Annotated in this window: 14 protein-coding genes; 8 read left to right on the top strand and 6 right to left on the bottom strand. The window is 54.1% G+C overall.

Annotated elements, in window-relative coordinates:
• Window positions 1-48: 48 nt before the first annotated feature.
• From ACEN2T_RS10825 to glnT, 4 genes are all read right to left on the bottom strand, one after another.
• Window positions 49-1,371 carry an FMN-binding glutamate synthase family protein gene (locus ACEN2T_RS10825; protein WP_068578966.1) on the bottom strand — a complete coding sequence of 441 codons (1,323 nt, stop codon included), beginning with the start codon at window positions 1,369-1,371 and terminating at the stop codon, window positions 49-51.
• Window positions 1,372-1,391: 20 nt separating this feature from the next.
• Window positions 1,392-2,075, bottom strand: a complete 684-nt coding sequence (locus ACEN2T_RS10820) for a protein glxC (RefSeq protein WP_442116719.1) — start codon at window positions 2,073-2,075, stop codon at window positions 1,392-1,394.
• A gap of 11 nt (window positions 2,076-2,086) precedes the next feature.
• Window positions 2,087-2,992, bottom strand: a complete 906-nt coding sequence (locus ACEN2T_RS10815) for a class II glutamine amidotransferase (protein WP_183701935.1) — start codon at window positions 2,990-2,992, stop codon at window positions 2,087-2,089.
• 64 nt (window positions 2,993-3,056) lie between these two features.
• A complete protein-coding gene (gene glnT, locus ACEN2T_RS10810; protein WP_442116718.1) occupies window positions 3,057-4,391 on the bottom strand; it encodes a type III glutamate--ammonia ligase in 1,335 nt (444 codons plus the stop codon).
• Between the two features lie 337 nt (window positions 4,392-4,728).
• Here glnT and ACEN2T_RS10805 point away from each other — a divergent pair, with 337 nt between their 5' ends.
• From ACEN2T_RS10805 to ACEN2T_RS10770, 8 genes are all read left to right on the top strand, one after another.
• Entirely contained in the window at window positions 4,729-5,334 is a 606-nt protein-coding gene (locus tag ACEN2T_RS10805; protein WP_442116717.1) for a helix-turn-helix domain-containing protein, read from the top strand.
• Window positions 5,335-5,566: 232 nt separating this feature from the next.
• Window positions 5,567-6,433 (top strand): formyltetrahydrofolate deformylase, encoded by an 867-nt coding sequence (gene purU, locus ACEN2T_RS10800; protein WP_183701942.1) that lies wholly within the window; start codon window positions 5,567-5,569, stop codon window positions 6,431-6,433.
• Window positions 6,430-7,332 (top strand): bifunctional methylenetetrahydrofolate dehydrogenase/methenyltetrahydrofolate cyclohydrolase FolD, encoded by a 903-nt coding sequence (folD, locus tag ACEN2T_RS10795; RefSeq protein ID WP_442116716.1) that lies wholly within the window; start codon window positions 6,430-6,432, stop codon window positions 7,330-7,332. Before purU ends, folD begins: the two co-directional genes overlap by 4 nt.
• Window positions 7,314-8,555, top strand: coding sequence for an FAD-dependent oxidoreductase (locus tag ACEN2T_RS10790; RefSeq protein WP_442116715.1), 1,242 nt, complete (start codon window positions 7,314-7,316; stop codon window positions 8,553-8,555). The genes folD and ACEN2T_RS10790 overlap by 19 nt, the downstream gene beginning before the upstream one ends.
• 12 nt (window positions 8,556-8,567) lie before the next feature.
• Window positions 8,568-8,870, top strand: a complete 303-nt coding sequence (locus ACEN2T_RS10785) for a sarcosine oxidase subunit delta (RefSeq protein ID WP_183701953.1) — start codon at window positions 8,568-8,570, stop codon at window positions 8,868-8,870.
• Window positions 8,867-11,764, top strand: a complete 2,898-nt coding sequence (locus ACEN2T_RS10780) for a 2Fe-2S iron-sulfur cluster-binding protein (RefSeq protein WP_442116714.1) — start codon at window positions 8,867-8,869, stop codon at window positions 11,762-11,764. The genes ACEN2T_RS10785 and ACEN2T_RS10780 overlap by 4 nt, the downstream gene beginning before the upstream one ends.
• Before the next feature lie 2 nt (window positions 11,765-11,766).
• On the top strand, window positions 11,767-12,369 hold the full coding sequence (locus ACEN2T_RS10775) for a sarcosine oxidase subunit gamma (RefSeq protein ID WP_442116713.1): 603 nt from the start codon (window positions 11,767-11,769) through the stop codon (window positions 12,367-12,369).
• A gap of 67 nt (window positions 12,370-12,436) precedes the next feature.
• Complete coding sequence (locus ACEN2T_RS10770; protein WP_442116712.1) at window positions 12,437-13,225, top strand: IclR family transcriptional regulator; 789 nt, start codon at window positions 12,437-12,439, stop codon at window positions 13,223-13,225.
• A 163-nt stretch (window positions 13,226-13,388) separates the two neighbouring features.
• Here ACEN2T_RS10770 and ACEN2T_RS10765 read toward each other — a convergent pair whose 3' ends face one another.
• The gene (locus ACEN2T_RS10765; protein ID WP_442116711.1) at window positions 13,389-14,714 is read right to left on the bottom strand and encodes an ammonium transporter; all 1,326 of its coding nucleotides are present in this window, start codon (window positions 14,712-14,714) and stop codon (window positions 13,389-13,391) included.
• A 769-nt stretch (window positions 14,715-15,483) separates the two neighbouring features.
• A complete protein-coding gene (locus ACEN2T_RS10760; RefSeq protein ID WP_442116710.1) occupies window positions 15,484-16,707 on the bottom strand; it encodes a multidrug effflux MFS transporter in 1,224 nt (407 codons plus the stop codon).
• Window positions 16,708-16,872: the final 165 nt, after the last annotated feature.

The following is a 16,872-nucleotide window of genomic DNA, read 5'->3' as shown; positions in this document are numbered from 1 at the left end:
AAACTCCGCCCGAGAACAGAGTTCTGGGGCGGAGCGTGATTCGATTACTCAGTATTGTTTGCCTGGAATCCAGTTAGTGCCTGCCAGAGGCACCCGGGCCATGGCCGCAGATTCAACTGTTAGTGCGACCAAGTCTTCAGGGTCAAGATTGTGCAAATGTGACTTGCCGCAGGCGCGTGCCATGGTCTGGGCTTCCAGCACCAGCACCCGAAGGTAGTTAGCCAGACGTCGGCCGCCTTCCACCGGATCCAGACGCTTGGAGAGCTCTGGGTCTTGGGTGGTGATCCCTGCCGGATCGCGCCCATTCTGCCAGTCATCGTAGAAACCAGCCGCCGAGCCGATCTTCTTCAGCTCCTCGTCCAGTCGTGGGTGGTTGTCACCCAGAGCGATAAGGGCCGCCGTGCCAATAGCCACAGCGTCCGCGCCCAGCGCCATGGCCTTGGCCACATCAGCACCGTTGCGAATTCCACCGGATACAATCAGTTGCACCTTACGGTGCATACCCATCTCCTGCAGAGCCTGAACCGCCTGCGGGATGGCCGGCAGGATCGGAATCCCCACGTGTTCGATGAACACTTCTTGAGTCGCTGCGGTGCCACCTTGCATACCATCCAGAACGATCACGTCGGCGCCGGCCTTCACCGCCAGTTTGACGTCGTAGTAGGGACGGCTAGCGCCGATTTTCACGTAAATCGGTTTTTCCCAATCGGTGATTTCACGGATCTCTGCAATCTTGATCGCCAAGTCATCCGGACCGGTCCAATCCGGATGACGACAAGCGCTGCGCTGGTCGACTCCGATCGGCAAAGTCCGCATGCCCGCGACCCGCTCGGTGACTTTCATACCCAACAACATACCGCCGCCACCCGGTTTGGCGCCCTGCCCCAAGACGATTTCAATGGCGTCAGCCTTACGCAGGTCGTCCGGGTTCATGCCGTAACGCGATGGCAGATACTGATAGACCAAATGCTGAGACTGTCCGCGTTCTTCCGGGGTCATGCCGCCATCACCAGTGGTCGTGCTGGTGCCGGCGATGGTCGCACCGCGGCCCAGGGCCTCCTTGGCATTGGCTGACAACGCCCCAAAACTCATGCCGGCAATGGTCACCGGAATTTTCAGGTGAATCGGCTTCTTGGCGAAACGGTTGCCGAGGATTACATCAGTGCCGCACTTCTCCCTATAACCTTCGAGCGGGTAACGCGAAACACTTGCGCCGAGCAACAGCAAGTCATCGAAATGCGGCAGTTTGCGTTTGGTACCGCCACCGCGAATGTCGTAGATGCCGGTCTCGGCGGCACGCTGGATTTCCTGAATGGTCAGGCGGTCGAAGGTGGCCGACTCGCGCAGCACCGGAGGGGTCTTGTCACTCATATCTATTCTCCTCGCGCGGATCAGTACGCGGATGCGTTATCGACTTTGAAGTTGTACAACTGACGAGCGGAGCCGTAGCGCTTGAAGTCAGTAGCCTTGTGCTCGAATCCGGCTTTGTTGAGCAGTTCTTGCAACTCTTGGAGGTGTTCGGATTGCATCTCTTTTTCGATGCAATCCGAACCGAGGGACTCGACGGTACCTTTGACGTAGATGTGGGTTTCATACAGGGAATCGCCCAAAGCGTCGCCGGCGTCACCGCATACCACCAGACGACCGGCCTGCCCCATGAAGCAACTCATGTGGCCGATGCTACCGCCAACCACAATGTCGATGCCCTTCATGGAAATTCCGCACCGTGCGCCCGCGTCACCTTCAATTACCAGCAAACCGCCATGAGCCGTGGCACCGGCCGCCTGCGAAGCACTGCCTTTGACCCGGACGTAGCCGGACATCATGTTCTCGGCGCAACCAACGCCGACGTTGCCATGGACGGTGATGCTCGCCTTCTGGTTCATGCCGGCGCAGTAATAGCCGGCATGGCCCTGAATATCGATGGACACGGTTTCGTTCACGCCGACAGCAAGGTTGTGCTTGCCGTCGGAATGGGTCACGACCCATTCGTGCTCTTGTACATTGCCGACTTGATCGTGCAGCGCTTGATTGAAGTCACGCACGGTAGTGGTGGATAGATCGATAGTTTTCATTTGTGCGTTCCTTAAGCTGACTCGCGTTCCCAGATGTACATAGTCGCCGGTGCCGGCTCCCAGACCCTGGCGTTTTCGATTCCGGGCAGGCTCGACAGCGCCTGATATTCGGAAGCCATTGCGACATAGTCGTCGGTCTCCGCGAGAATCGCGGGCTTGCAGGCGATAGGGTCGCGGATTACCGCAAAACCGTTCCGGGTGCCGATGGCGAAGGTGAAAAACCCGTCCAGATCCTCCAGCGAGTGGTCCAACGCTTCTTTCAGCGAATCGCCCTGTTGCAGGCGCCAGGTCAAGTAACCGGCCGCCACTTCGGTGTCGTTGTCAGTCTCAAAATGGATGCCGGCGCGCTTGAGTTCCTGTCGCAGGCGGAAGTGATTCGACAGTGAACCGTTGTGCACCAGGCACAGGTCGGCACCGGTGGAAAATGGGTGACTGCCTTCCATGGTCACCGCACTTTCGGTGGCCATGCGGGTGTGACCAATGATGTGGCTACCCTTCATGCCGGCTAAGCCGAAACGCTGGGAAATTTCCTGCGGCAGACCCATGCCCTTGAGAATTTCGATACTCTGGCCGGCACTCATAATGCGAACACTCGGCGCCAGATCAGCAAGGGCTAATCGAACGGATGCCTCTTCAATTTGAATTTTCAGTACCGCCGCACTGGCGTTCTGGAACCAGTCAAGTGAACAACCCAAACGCCCTTCCAGTTCGCCCATAAGGGTTTTCCAGTCGAACCCTTCAGTTGTCGCCTGCAGGGTAAGCTTGACCCAGCCGTCGGCAACTTCATCACCATAGATTGCGAAGCCGGCACTGTCTGGACCACGATCCGTCATGGCTTGCAACATGGGTTCAAACAGCTTTCCGAGTTGGGATTCCAGCTTCGGGTTCTTTAGATAAAGACCTACAATTCCACACATATCGAGTCTCCCTGGGAGGCAGTGAGCGCCCGGCCCGATGCCTGGACGCTCTAAACGAAGTTGATTAGAAGAATTCTGTGTATCGCTGGATTTCCCAGTCAGAGACATGGCGGCTGTACTCCACCCACTCCATGCGCTTGAGCTTGATAAACTCGCCAACGATGTCTTTGCCCATCACTTCTGCAAACAAAGGATCGGCTTCAAGTGCATCGCATGCTTCTTTAAGCGACTGAGGCAATGTCTTGATGCCTCGGCCGGCGATTTCTTCAAGACTTAGGCTGTACAGGTTTTCATTGCAGATTTGATCTGGCTCAAGTTGACGGTCGATGCCGTCAAGACCAGCCGCGATGATTGCGGCGCTGACCAGGTAGGGATTGCAACCGGCGTCTGGCAGACGGAACTCCAACCGACCGTAGGGAACGCGAACCATGGCCGATCGGTTGTTGGCACCAAATGCGATAAAAGCGGGCGCCCATGTAGCACCTGAAAGAGAATTACCGACGACCAGACGTTTGTAGGAATTAACCGTCGACGCGGCAAAGGCACACAACGCTGGCCCATGGGCCAACAGCCCTGCGGCAAAGTGGTAAGCGAGTTTGGATAAACCCATGCCGTTCTTGTCACTGGCATCGAAGAACAGGTTTTTGCTTTCGGCACTGCTGATCGAGAGATGGAAGTGCATCCCGTTACCGGCACGTTTGGGATCTGGCTTGGGCATGAACGAGCAGATCATCCCCATATCGTTCGCAATCTCTCCGGCAGCCATGCGGAAGAACGTGAAGCGGTCTGCCGACTCCATGGCGTCGCTGTACGTATAGTTGATCTCGAATTGGCCGTTGGCGTCTTCGTGATCGATCTGATATATCTCGAAGCCAACGGGCTGCAAGGCTTCAGTCAGGCGCTCCAGGAAAGCTCGTGAACGTGACAGCCCTTTGTAGTCGTAGCAGGGTTTGTCCAGGTTATCGCTGGGATCGATCAATTGAAGCTTTCCGCTTTCATCACGGCGCATCAGATTGAACTCAGGCTCCAGTCCTGTGTTTAACGTCCAGCCCTTATCTTGCAAACGACTCACCTGTTGCTGCAGAACATAACGACTATCAAAGGGGTGAGGTTTGCCATCCACGTGACCGATACAAACCACTCGGCCGTAACCTGGCTGCCAAGGTACCGGAGTCAGGGTCGAGAGGTCGGCCTTAGCCATGAAGTCCGGACCATTGGGCTGCATACCCATCCCGCTGATAGCAAAACCGGCAAACCCTGCACCGGCTTCAGCTACAGTTTCCAATCCACAAATAGGCACCGACTTAGTCTTGGCGGCACCATGAATGTCCACGAACTGAGCCAGCACATACTTAATGCCGTGCTCTTCAATCAAACGTTGGGTTTCAAGTGGCAACATGGATCTGACTCCTGGTGAAGGCAACATCAGTGGCTGTGGTCTATGCAGCGAGGGCAGTTGCTGCCGATCGGCACATGTGTGATGAGCCTGATGCCGGAGCGTTGTACTGCATCGCCAAAATTCCCACAAGGAAATTTTCTTTCCCAGCGGGAATGCAAACCGACTGCCAACTCTTGCCACCTACCCCAAAGGAGGTATAAAAAGAGGACATCTGCTACGACATATGGGAAAATTTATTTCCCTGCACGAATAAATTGACGGATGCAGCGACTCCAATTTTGTATTGATGCGCACTTTTAGTGCGATCAAATGACCAACGCGAGCAAAGGGTGCAAGCATGAACGAAGCAGTCGAACTCCAACCTCGGCTCAAGCTTGAGCAATACTTGGGACTGCAGATAAAGCGTCAACGCCAAGCTCAAGATCTGAAACTGTCAGATGTCGCCCGTATTGCTGGAATTAGCCAAGGGATGGTGAGCAAGATAGAGAATGCTCAGGTCTCAACGAGCCTGGATACGCTCAGTCGGCTCTGCGATGTCTTGGGCATGCCAATGTCCAAACTCTTCAGTCAGTATGACCAACAGGGCAGCAATGCATTGCTGGTAAAACGCGATGAAGGTCTTGAGGTGGTGCGTCGCGGAACCGAGAAAGGCCACACTTATCATTTGCTCAACCACACTCGTGGACCGAACAAGAGCTTTGAGGCCTATATGGTCACAATGGATGACGCAAGTGAGGAGTTTCCAACCTTTGCCCATTCCGGCACTGAGTTTCTGCATTTGCTGGAGGGAGAGCTGCATTACCGCCACGGTAATCAGGTCTATAGAATGAAAGCCGGTGACAGCTTGACCTTCGACGGCGAGATCCCACACGGCCCTGAGTTACTGGTGCAGGTGCCGATCCGACTATTGTCCATCGTGAACTACACAGCGACGGGTGAGTAAAACTCCCGTCCACCTACGTCCCCACCTTGCCAAGAGGCTCGTCTGAGACGAAACCTCTTTCCTGGCAGGAAATTAATTTTCACAAAACGCTAGACACCCCTCCCATCGTTCACCTATAAAAGCACCACAGGAATATATTATTCCCTGTGAGAATTTTTATTTGTCCGTAAAAAACTTTTCCACCCATAAATTTCCCGGTGATGACCTGCCCGTCACCTCCCGAGGATCCACCATGAACGATACAAATACCTACATTCTGAAGGTCAGTTGCCCGGCGACTTCAGGGATTGTGGCTGCCGTGACGTCTTATCTCGCAGACAGTCACTGCTACATAGGTGAAATGTCGCAGTTCGACGACGAGATCAATAACACCTTCTTTATGCGCGCGGTTTTCCGCTTCAACGTGGACCATCCAGGCGCAGACCTAGAACAGATCAGGGCAGGATTCACCGACGTTGCGAGCAAATTCAACATGTCTTGGGACCTGTTCGATAAGAGCAAACCGATGCGGGTGTTGTTAATGGTCAGCAAATTCGATCATTGCTTGAGCGACCTGCTTTATCGCCACAGTAAGGGCGAAATGGACATGAATATTACCGCAGTGGTTTCCAACCACCTCGATCTTCGTCCAATGGCCGAACGTGAAGGCATTCGTTTCATTTACTTGCCGGTTACCAAGGATACCAAGGCCAAACAAGAAGCGGAGCTGATGAAAATCGTCGACGAAACCCAGACAGACCTGGTGGTTCTCGCCCGCTATATGCAAATTCTGTCCAACGATTTGTGCAAACAATTATCGGGTCGGGCAATCAACATTCACCACTCGTTTTTGCCTGGTTTCAAAGGGGCCAAGCCATACCATCAGGCTTATGAACGCGGTGTAAAACTCATCGGGGCGACGGCTCATTATGTGACCAGCGATCTGGACGAAGGCCCGATTATTGAGCAAGAAGTACAACGAGTCGATCATGCCTATTTACCTGATGATCTTGTTGCCATTGGCCGGGATACGGAGACCGTAGCACTGTCCAAGGCCGTGAAGTATCACCTGCAACACCGCGTTTTTCTCAATAACGACCGCACGGTGATCTTCCGATGAATGCGCATAAATTGATTGATGGCAAAGCGGCCGCCGGCCGCGTACTGGCACAGGTAAAAAAAGAAGTCGCAGACTTGGTCATCGACGGTATCAACCCCTGCCTGGCTGTAATTCTTGTAGGTGAAGACCCGGCAAGCCAAGTCTACGTGCGCAATAAAGTGCTTCGCGCCGAAGAGTCCGGAATTTTGTCGATCGAACACAAATTGTCTGCCGACACCAGTGAAGCCAAGGTCTTGAATTTGATTCATGCCCTTAACTCCGACCCTGCTGTACACGGAATTCTGCTCCAATTGCCTCTGCCCAAACACATCGAAGAGACACGAGCACTCCAGGCCATCGACCCACGCAAAGATGTCGATGGTTTTCACAGCGAAAACGTGGGTGGCCTGAGTCAAGGACGTGATGTCTTGACGCCATGCACTCCCACCGGCTGCATGTACCTACTGCATGAAACGTTGGGTGATTTGCGCGGCAAACACGCGGTCGTAGTGGGTCGCTCCAACATCGTAGGCAAACCCATGGCCGCCTTGCTGTTGCAAGCCGATTGCACGGTGACAGTGTTGCACTCGCGCAGTCGCAATCCCCAAGACATCGCACGCCAGGCCGATATTGTGATCGCGGCGGTAGGTCGTCCGCGGATGATCGACGCCAGTTGGCTAAAACCCGGCGCCGTCGTGATCGATGTTGGAATCAATCGTATTCAGGACGGTGATCGCAGTCGACTTGTCGGCGACGTAGACACCGATGATGTTCTGTCCTTGGTGTCGGCTGTAACGCCAGTTCCTGGCGGCGTAGGCCCCATGACCATCGCTTTCCTCATGAAAAACACCGTGATTGCTGCCCGGCAGCAATTCAAGGCTCAACAGCCTTCGGAGGCAGCATGCCTTTCAATCTCCTGAAATATGGGCTGAGCTCGGAATATCCGGTCGAAGTTGATCTTCCCGCCCCTAAAGAGCTCAAGTCCTCCTACGATGTGGTCATTATTGGCGGTGGGGGCCATGGGCTAGCGACGGCTTACTACTTATCCAAATACCACGGCATTACAAATATTGCGGTGTTGGAAAAGTCCTATCTGGGCGGTGGCAATACCGCCCGAAATACGGCAGTGATTCGCTCCAACTACCTCACCAGTGATGGCGTAAAGTTTTACGCGGAGTCAGTGCGGATGTTTGAAGGGCTGTCGAATGAATTCGACTTCAACATCATGTACTCACAACGTGGCCAGCTCACCTTGGCACATACCGATGCTACCGTGCGCTCATTTCGCCAACGGGCGGAAGTGAACAAACATCACGGTGGCCGCTCCGAACTCATCGACCGCCAACAGATTCGCGAACTCGTACCCTCGCTTAATCTGGACCCAGGCCACATTCCTGTATTGGCAGGTCTATGGCACTTGGATGGCGCCACCGCACGCCATGATGCCGTGGCCTGGGGCTACGCCAAACAAGCTGCAAAACGTGGCGTGGAAATCCATCAGCTCACTGAAGTACAAGATCTGGTCATTGAAAACGGCACCATCACGGCCGTCAAAACCAACCGCGGAACGATCAAATGCGGGTGCGTAGTGCAGGCTGTCGCGGGCATGAGTTCACAGCTCATGAAAAAAGCCGGCATACGCTCGCCCATTCAAACCTTCCCGCTGCAAGCGATGGTGACACAACCGTTCAAACCCTTCCTGGATCCGCTGGTGAGCTCATCGGCCTTGCACTGTTATGTGCAGCAGACTAGCCGAGGCGAAGTGGTGTTTGGTGGCGGCTCCGACCCCTACCCTCTCTTCAACACCCGCTCCACTCTGGACCTCAAAGAAAGCCTGCTGGCTCATGCCATCGAGATGTTCCCATTTCTGGCCAACGCCAAACTGATGCGCCAGTGGGCCGGGATCACCGACATGACTCCGGATTACAGTCCAATCATGGGACTGTCACCCGTAAAGAACTACTACCTGGATGCTGGCTGGGGAACCTGGGGCTTCAAGGCCACTCCGATCTGCGGCAAAACCATGGCCGAACTCGTAGCCAGTGGCGGCCAGGTCCCCGACTTGATCCAACCTTTTGGTCTGGAGCGCTTTTCGACCTTCCAGCAAGTTAACGAGATGGGCGCCACGGCAGCCAGCCATTAAGGAGAGCGGAACATGAAAGTGATGATATGCCCGCTCAACGGGCCGCGAAATATCAGCGAATTCACCTACGGCGGCGAGTTCAAAAACATGCCAAACCCGGCGACCTGTACCGACGCCGAGTGGGCCGACTACGTTTTCAACAGCGATGACGCCCTGGGTGTGGTTCGCGAATGGTGGATGCACACACCATCGAGTTACTGGTTCCTCGCCGAACGTCACACCGGCAGCGACGAGATCCTGCGCACCTTTGATCCAAAGGAACTGTTCACCGCTCGCATCGAATTTGCCACACCCACCAAGGAGTTAATAGGATGAGCCGCTTACCTGCTCCCATGGGCCTGCTGATCGATCGCGAGAAACCGCTCAATTTCAACTTCGACGGCGTGGCCTATCAAGGCTTCCAGGGCGACAGTATCGCCAGTGCGCTTATCGCTAACGGTCGCTTCCTGATTTCCCGCTCGTTCAAGTACCACCGCCCACGCGGAGTGCTGACTATGGCTGGCCAGGATGCGAATAGCCTGGTTCAACTTCCCCATGAGCCTAATGTGTTGGCAGATGCCTATGCATTAGAGGAAGGCCTCACCGTCACGGGACAAAACTTCAACGGCTCTTTGAACAATGACAAGGACGCCTATCTGGGCAAATTCTCAAAGTTCATGCCGGTGGGCTTTTACTATCGCTCCTTCTACAAGCCCAAGGGCATGTGGAAAGTGTGGGAGCCGATCATTCGCAAGAAGGCGGGGCTGGGCGTGCTGGATCTTGAGTTCCGGCCCGAGTATTACGACAAGGCTTATCTGTTCACAGATCTGGCAGTGATCGGTGCCGGGCCGGCCGGTCTGCAAGCCGCACTGACCGCCGCAAACGCGGGCGCCAAGGTTCTTTTGATAGAGCAGCAACCGCTATTAGGCGGTTCTCTCACCTATGCCCGTTTCGACATCGAAGGCGTACGTGCCAGCACCCTGCGTCAAGCGCTCGTCAGCGCAGTCGAAAGCCATGCCAATATCCGGATCCTCAAAGAAGCCACTTGCAACGCATGGTTCACCGACAACTACCTGCCTGTTATCCAAGGCAAGCGGATGTTCAAGGTACGTGCAACCCAATGCCTGATCGCCAGCGGTTCGTTCGATCAGCCGGTGATCTTTCGCAACAACGATTTACCAGGAATTATGCTCAGCAGTGCCGCCCTGCGACTGATGAAGCTCTACGCGGTCAAACCCGGCAAACGCGCTGTGGTTCTAACGGGCAATGACGATGGCTATCTCGCGGCGCTCGACCTTCATGACCAAGGGGTTAGCGTCGCTGCCGTCGTTGATATGCGTAACGGGCCAGACAACCGGGACTTGCTGAATGCCTTGACCCGGCGCTCAATCGCGCTGAAGGTCGCCACGACGGTCTACGAGGCGCTGCATGAAAAAGGCATGCGTCACATCAGCGGTGTCGAACTGCGCAAAATAACTGGTCAGGGGCAAGTCGCAACCGCCAGCGAGCAAATAGACTGCGACCTGCTGTGCATGTCGGCAGGCTATATGCCTGTGTACCAACTGCTCTGTCAGGCAGGAGGCAAGTTAAGCTATGACGATCAATTGGCTGAATTCACCCTCAGCGGGCAGCCAAAAAATCTGAGTTTCTGCGGCTCGGTGAACGGTCGCCACGCACTGGACAATGTACTCGCGGACGGCGCCAATTGTGCTGCCGATATCGTAACTTCGCTAGGGCTCGCGACGAGCGAAGACCGATCAGTCTTTCGCCCTGAAGCAAAAGTCAATTTCGACTGGCCAATCTTCCCTCATCCAAAAGGCAAAGACTTCGTTGATTTTGATGAAGACCTGCAAGTGCGGGACATCGTTAACACCACGAAGATCGGCTACCGCGATATACAACTGGTGAAGCGATACTCCACGGTCGGTATGGGGCCGTCTCAAGGCCGTCACTCCGCGCTGCCAACGGCTCGTCTGGTAGCGGCGTCGACGAACCGGAACATCAGCGAAACCGGCGTGACCACCGCACGGCCGCCCTTTGTCGCCGAGAAACTCGCTCACGTTGCAGGTCGTGCTTTTGATCCGTACCGTCAGACCCCGATGCATCGCCGCCACTTGGATGCAGGCGCCAAGATGATGCCCGCCGGGATCTGGCAACGGCCGGCGTACTACGGCAAAACAACCGAGCGGGATAAAGTCATGCAGGCCGAAGCGCTGCATGTACGAAACAAGGTCGGAATCATTGACGTATCGACATTAGGAGGCCTGGACATTCGTGGGCCGGATGCGGCGGAACTGCTGAATCGCATGTACACCTTTGCGTTTCTCAAGCAACCGATTGGACGGTCGCGTTATGCATTGATGACCAACGAACATGGCGTCGTGATTGACGATGGCGTATGCGCCCGGTTTGCTGAAAACCACTTCTACGTGACGGCGACCACCAGCGGTGTCGATCGCATTTATCAGCAAATGCTCAAGTGGAATGCGCAGTGGCGATTGGATGTCGACATCGCCAATGTCACCGCTGCGATCAGTGCTGTTAATGTCGCGGGACCCGATTCGCGCAAAGTGGTGGAAAAACTCTGTACCGATCTTGATATGTCGGCAGAGGGTTTCCCTTACCTAGGCGTCCGTACAGGAACGGTGGCGGGAATCAAGGCGCGCCTGCTACGTGTCGGTTTTGTGGGTGAACTGGGTTACGAAATCCACGTCCCCTCACGGCACGCCTTGGCGCTCTGGGATGCTCTGATGCAGGCCGGTGTTGAATACGATATCCGGCCATTCGGGGTCGAAACACAACGTCTGCTGCGCCTTGAAAAAGGTCATGTAATCATTAGTCAGGACACAGACGGCATGACTCATCCAGCAGAGATTGACATGGGCTGGGCAGTCAGTCGCACCAAACCTTTTTTCGTCGGCCGTCGTTCAGTGGACATCCTCGAAGCTCAGCCAATGAAACGCAAATTAGTCGGCTTTAATTTGCCTAAAAACAGCCCACAGCCGCTTGAGGGTCATCTGGTGCTCAATGGGCCTGACATCAGCGGTAGCGTGACGTCCTGCGAATACTCGCAAACGCTGGGAACCATCATCGGCCTGGCCTATGCGGACGCCTCACAAAGCGCGCCAGGGCAACAGATTCCCATACGCGTGGAGGGCGGCTTGGTGGTACACGCCACGGTAGTGAAGTTGCCGTTCTTTGACCCCGATAATAAACGTCAGGAGCTATAGCGATGAACAACTTACGAGCGGAAGATCTTATGGAGAAAAGCCCTCTGGCGGTTTTGCAGCACTGCGGTTTGGTCGATTTTTCTGACCTTGCGCGGGTAGGTTTTCGCGGTATGCAAAGTAGAGAATATCTTCAAAATCGTGGCTTTGAACTACCGGAGCGGCCAAATCAAGCGGTGGTCCAAACAGATGGCAGCTACGTGGCTAGACTTTCCGCGACGGAATATTTAATCCTGGGAAGTTTGCAGGACCGTGGACAACGCATCGCCGATGAGGAAGCGCGGTGGGAGTTGGATCATCAAGCCAACTATCTGCTGCCTCGTCATGACAGTCATGCGTGGCTGCAGCTTAGCGGCGCTCACATCGCCGAGATTATGGCCAAGCTGTGCGGCGTCGACCTGAGAACTCAGGCATTCACAATGGGTGATGTGGTACAGACTTCAGCTGCACGTATCAATGTGATCATCATCAATGTCGGGCTGGATAACGTTCCCTGTTTCCAAATCCTCTGTGACCGTGCCTCGAAAGAATATTTTGCCGACGCGGTGCTTGACGCAATGGCAGAGTACGGCGGAAAAGCCCTTTCATTCAGTACGATAATGCACTAACACGATTAACGTTACGCTCTGCACGTTCGGCACCTTCGGGTGCCGATGTCATTTCGGAGACATCGATATGGGCATCTTGCTGGAATCAATGGATAAAGAAACCGCAGATTACATGGTACCCGCCCTTCAGCGCGGCTTGAGTATCCTGAGCATGTTCGACGCCAATGTCCGCTCCCTTTCAATTAATGACATTGCCAGGCAACTGGGCATTACCCCCTCGTCGTGCTACAGAATCCTGTTCACCTTGACCGAGATGGGCTACTTGAATAAATCGGGGGCCTACTACGAGTTGGGTGCCAGTGTTATCAGCGCAGGCTTCAGCTATCTGGCCAGCCGCGACCTAGTCGATGTAGCCATGCCCCACCTGAATCGGTTACGCGATCACACTTCGCTTCCTAGCCATCTGAGCATCAGGGAGCAGACGGAGAGTCTTTACATTTACCGGGCATTCGCCGTGCAGCGACTATCAGTGAACATCCCCATTGGAACTCGCATCGCTTGCCATTGCACAGCGATGGGGCGAGTGCTCCTCTCGGGCCTGAACGAAGCCGAGGTAGACTCGCTGTACCAGAACGTCCGCCTGGACGACTACCCTGCGCCCTCAGCACGCACGCTGACGGAGCTCCAAATCATGCTCGCAGGGGATCGTCATCGTGGCTGGGTGGTCCATCGATCTGACTACTCAACCCCGTTGGCGGCAGGGATCAAGGACCACACCGGTCACATCATCGCGGCAGCGAACCTCTCAGGTCCGGATGCAGTCATGGATACACCGGGGACTCAAGAGCACCTGTTGGAGAAATTGTTAAGCGCTACCCAAGCAATATCAACTGCCTTGGGCGCACCTCAAAAATGAAGGTCGATGGGTACTGTCATGACGAAGACCACCCGATGACGAACAACAAACGTCACGCTGGCCCCAAATACAAAACGCCCTCTGCGATTGCAGAGGGCGTTTTGTTCAGCTACGACATCGGGACAAAAACCGCGCCTAATTACCAGCCCCTTTCAACGTTGTTTCAGTTCGAATGCTTGTAACCCACTTCTCCATGGGACGACAAATCCAGGCCATCAATCTCTTGCTCTTCGTCGACTCTAAGGCCGCTACAGACAAGACTGGCGAGCTTATACGCGATCCAGCTGGTAATAGCGGAAAAGGCGATGCTGAATAACAGGACGCCACCATTGACCAGCATCTGATCGACCAAATTGCGCCCCCCTGTGAACCCTAGCCCGCCCAATGAGGTTAGGGCAAATATAGGCGTTAATACCCCCCCAATGATTCCACCGACCCCGTGTACGCCGAAAACATCAAATGCATCATCCAGTCCTAGGCGAGGCTTTAATTTCTCCACGGCCCACAGGCAAATCGGAGCGACGATAAAGCCCAGCATAATGGCACCCATCGGGCCGACAAAACCGCATGCTGGTGTGACGGCCACTAACCCTGCGATGGCCCCGGAAACTCCGCCTAGCATGCTCGGCTTGCCGCGATGCCGCCACTCTGCAAACAGCCAGCCTAGCGCTCCAGCGGCGCTGGCGAGCATGGTATTGACGATGACCAAGACCGCAAAACCGTTCGCCATCAGCGCGCAACCTCCGCAGAAACCCAACCAGCCAACCCATAGCATTGAGCCGCCCGTCATGGTCATAGTCATGTTGTGCGGTGCTAAAGCGGAAGTTCCAAAACCACGGCGTCGGCCGAGCAGGTAGGCACCCACGAGGGAGGCAATCCCTACATTGACGTGGACCACATTGCCGCCTGCGAAATCCTGAACGCCAAGATCGAAAACCCATCCTCCCCCCCATGCCATATGAGCCATGGGGATGTAATTGATGGTGAGCCAGATGGCCATGAAGACTAATACCGCTGAAAATTTCATTCGCTCTGCGCTTCCTCCGACGATAATCGCCGGCGTGATTGCGGCAAATAGCATCATAAAAAGAAAGTACAGCAGTTCAGGGATAGTGCCCTGCAGGGATTGCGGGCCAACGCCCGTCAGAAACAGCTTGTCGAATCCACCGATCCAGGCCTGCCATTCCCCACCGGAAGTAAACGTCAGGCTATAGCCATAGATTGCGAACAGCACGGACATCAATGACGCGACAGAAAAAACCTGCATCAAAACGGAGAGAACATTCTTGCTACGCGCCAAACCGCCATAAAAAAGCGCCAAGCCTGGCAAGGTCATCAGCAAAACGACTAATGAACATGTCACAACGAAAGCTGTGTCGCCGCTATTAAGCATCGGTGCATCCTCCGAAGCTCGTACTGCACCGGAGGACGAGGCAAACAAGATCAAGGTCAGCACTTTGGATCGTCGGAATGCAGAAATATCGAGCATAGATGGACTCCTTATATTGATTACTTTCGACGTCGACGACGTCTGACAAGTCGACTCAGCGAGATTGGCGGTACTTCCCACTGGGAAATATTTTTTCTCACCAAGAAAGCAATCAGCCTGCCATCTACATCTCCTCTACCTCCAATGAGGTATCGTTAGCCCCTAAACTTGCTACTGAACGGCAGTAACGCAATGTTAACGTGCGGAAGCTCGCAGCAGCCCGTCTGACGAAATGAGACGAAATGGTGCACTTCTAGAACCAATATCACTATTCCAGGCGTACCTGTTACACAAGGCAGATGAGAGGCCCGTTAGCATCAATCGTAATATCGCGAGATGGACTCTAAATCACAACCGCTGTGTTAGGACGTCAATGGTTGGCAGCATCGGCTCAATTAACATCGCAATGCTACCCAGGTAGACACAATCTCTGGTTGGTTTAGCTTTCCAGATCGTGATTCGTATACCGCTCAAGATCGATCAGTTGCATCAAGCTAATAAAAAAGATACAAGTGATCTCGATCCTTTTAAGTCGAATATGACTCTACAACGCACATACCGGTTTCTGAGCCGGCAATACCATCAAAACAGTCTCACTGAATCCGCAGTGAACGATAAGTAGGCCTGTGAACAATGCTCAAAACTGATATCAATCCATTTCCGATTAGTAACCCACACAATAGGGCGCCAACCATTCGTGAATGGCAAACGTTACGTTATGGCACTTGGGACACGGTAGTCGTCAGTAGGAGTACGCGTTGACCCTCCATTAGTCAGCTTGCGGGCAGTTAGAAGATCGCTCCCGCGATTTCCGGCGAGCACCGTGCACTGCCAAGCAGGCAGCCGCAGCACAAACTGTGAGGAACATTGCCATTATCCAAGGCTCATGGCTCGACAGCAGCCCTAATAAAACCCCAGCCAAGCCACCGACGGCATATTGCAAAACACCGAATAATGCAGAAGCCGCACCGTGACGCCCCTCGCCGTGCTCCATCGCCAGCGCAATCACGTTGCCCCAGACCAAACCTAGACTCCAAATTGCCCCACACAATGGAACAACGATTAAAAGGAATTTCTCCGACGTGAGGCATATAGCCAATAAGATTGCTGTCAATGCGAAGTGAACATGAAGCGTACGATGTAACACTGTTAAAGCAGAGTATTTGCGCAAAAGAAAAAAATTTATCATACCCGTGAGAAGCATCCCTAAACCGTTCAAAGCGAGAAACCAGCTGAATTCCTCGGGGCTGACGTGGAATGACTCAATAAAAACGAAAGGAGCGCTCCCTATATAGGAAAACAACCCGGCCGTAACGAACGCACTCGCCATTGTGAAGTTCATGTATTTTCGACAACGCAGCAAGCTGCAGTAGTCGCGAATGGTTTTGCTCATTACTCCCGTTGACCGGCCCTCAGGCACCAGTGTTTCGGGCACAAAAAAGAACACACAAACCAGACATATAAGTCCGAACACCAAAAGTACCCAAAACACACTTCTCCAGTCCCAATGCGTTAGCAACGCTGAACCTGCCAAGGGAGCAAATATCGGGGCCACACTCATTATATGCATAAGTATTGTGTAGATCTGCGCCGCGGAGTCACTAGAGTATCGATCCGCAACGATAGCGCGAGGCACCACCAGCCCTGCCGCAGCGCCAACAGCTTGTAAAAATCGACCGATTAGCAAGACTTCGATAAAGGGTGCCGTAAGGATGAGCAATGTACCTGCGACAAAAAGTGCCATACCGAGCATCAACGGCCATCGCCTTCCATAACGATCAGCCATAGGACCGACGCATGCTTGGCCTATAGCGAGCCCTATCAGAAAAATGGTAAGACTCGCCTGAACACGCCCCGCAGTAGTTCCAAAGTGCATCTGGATCGAGGGCATAGCTGGCAGGTACATATCAATCGCAATGGCGTCGATAGCAGTGAGCAATCCGAGGACTGCGATCAGGACTATGGAACGGATGCGGACTGTATCAAAGTACATAACGGGACACTCATTTCGTTGTTTGCACACGATTCTCTTGTGCAAGGATGGGCCGAAAAAGCGACACTGATATATCGTGTGAAAATAGCAAGGGTAATCGCATTTGACCTACTGCTACTTCAAAGTAACAGCAAAAAACCAGTTCGGCTTGGCAATGTCTAGCTT

Source organism: Pseudomonas sp. W22_MBD1_FP4 (genome assembly GCF_052113765.1).
Classification (GTDB): Bacteria; Pseudomonadota; Gammaproteobacteria; order Pseudomonadales; family Pseudomonadaceae; genus Aquipseudomonas; species Aquipseudomonas sivasensis.
Note: the sequence above shows the minus strand (reverse complement) of the source record. Positions and strands in the feature narration are given on the sequence as shown.

Coding starts and splice junctions, on each gene's coding strand:
- ACEN2T_RS10825 (WP_068578966.1), bottom strand. CDS start 1,371: ATGAGTGACAAGACCCCTCCGGTGCTGCGCGAGTCGGCCACCTTCGAC.
- ACEN2T_RS10820 (WP_442116719.1), bottom strand. CDS start 2,075: ATGAAAACTATCGATCTATCCACCACTACCGTGCGTGACTTCAATCAA.
- ACEN2T_RS10815 (WP_183701935.1), bottom strand. CDS start 2,992: ATGTGTGGAATTGTAGGTCTTTATCTAAAGAACCCGAAGCTGGAATCC.
- glnT (WP_442116718.1), bottom strand. CDS start 4,391: ATGTTGCCACTTGAAACCCAACGTTTGATTGAAGAGCACGGCATTAAG.
- ACEN2T_RS10805 (WP_442116717.1), top strand. CDS start 4,729: ATGAACGAAGCAGTCGAACTCCAACCTCGGCTCAAGCTTGAGCAATAC.
- purU (WP_183701942.1), top strand. CDS start 5,567: ATGAACGATACAAATACCTACATTCTGAAGGTCAGTTGCCCGGCGACT.
- folD (WP_442116716.1), top strand. CDS start 6,430: ATGAATGCGCATAAATTGATTGATGGCAAAGCGGCCGCCGGCCGCGTA.
- ACEN2T_RS10790 (WP_442116715.1), top strand. CDS start 7,314: ATGCCTTTCAATCTCCTGAAATATGGGCTGAGCTCGGAATATCCGGTC.
- ACEN2T_RS10785 (WP_183701953.1), top strand. CDS start 8,568: ATGAAAGTGATGATATGCCCGCTCAACGGGCCGCGAAATATCAGCGAA.
- ACEN2T_RS10780 (WP_442116714.1), top strand. CDS start 8,867: ATGAGCCGCTTACCTGCTCCCATGGGCCTGCTGATCGATCGCGAGAAA.
- ACEN2T_RS10775 (WP_442116713.1), top strand. CDS start 11,767: ATGAACAACTTACGAGCGGAAGATCTTATGGAGAAAAGCCCTCTGGCG.
- ACEN2T_RS10770 (WP_442116712.1), top strand. CDS start 12,437: ATGGGCATCTTGCTGGAATCAATGGATAAAGAAACCGCAGATTACATG.
- ACEN2T_RS10765 (WP_442116711.1), bottom strand. CDS start 14,714: ATGCTCGATATTTCTGCATTCCGACGATCCAAAGTGCTGACCTTGATC.
- ACEN2T_RS10760 (WP_442116710.1), bottom strand. CDS start 16,707: ATGTACTTTGATACAGTCCGCATCCGTTCCATAGTCCTGATCGCAGTC.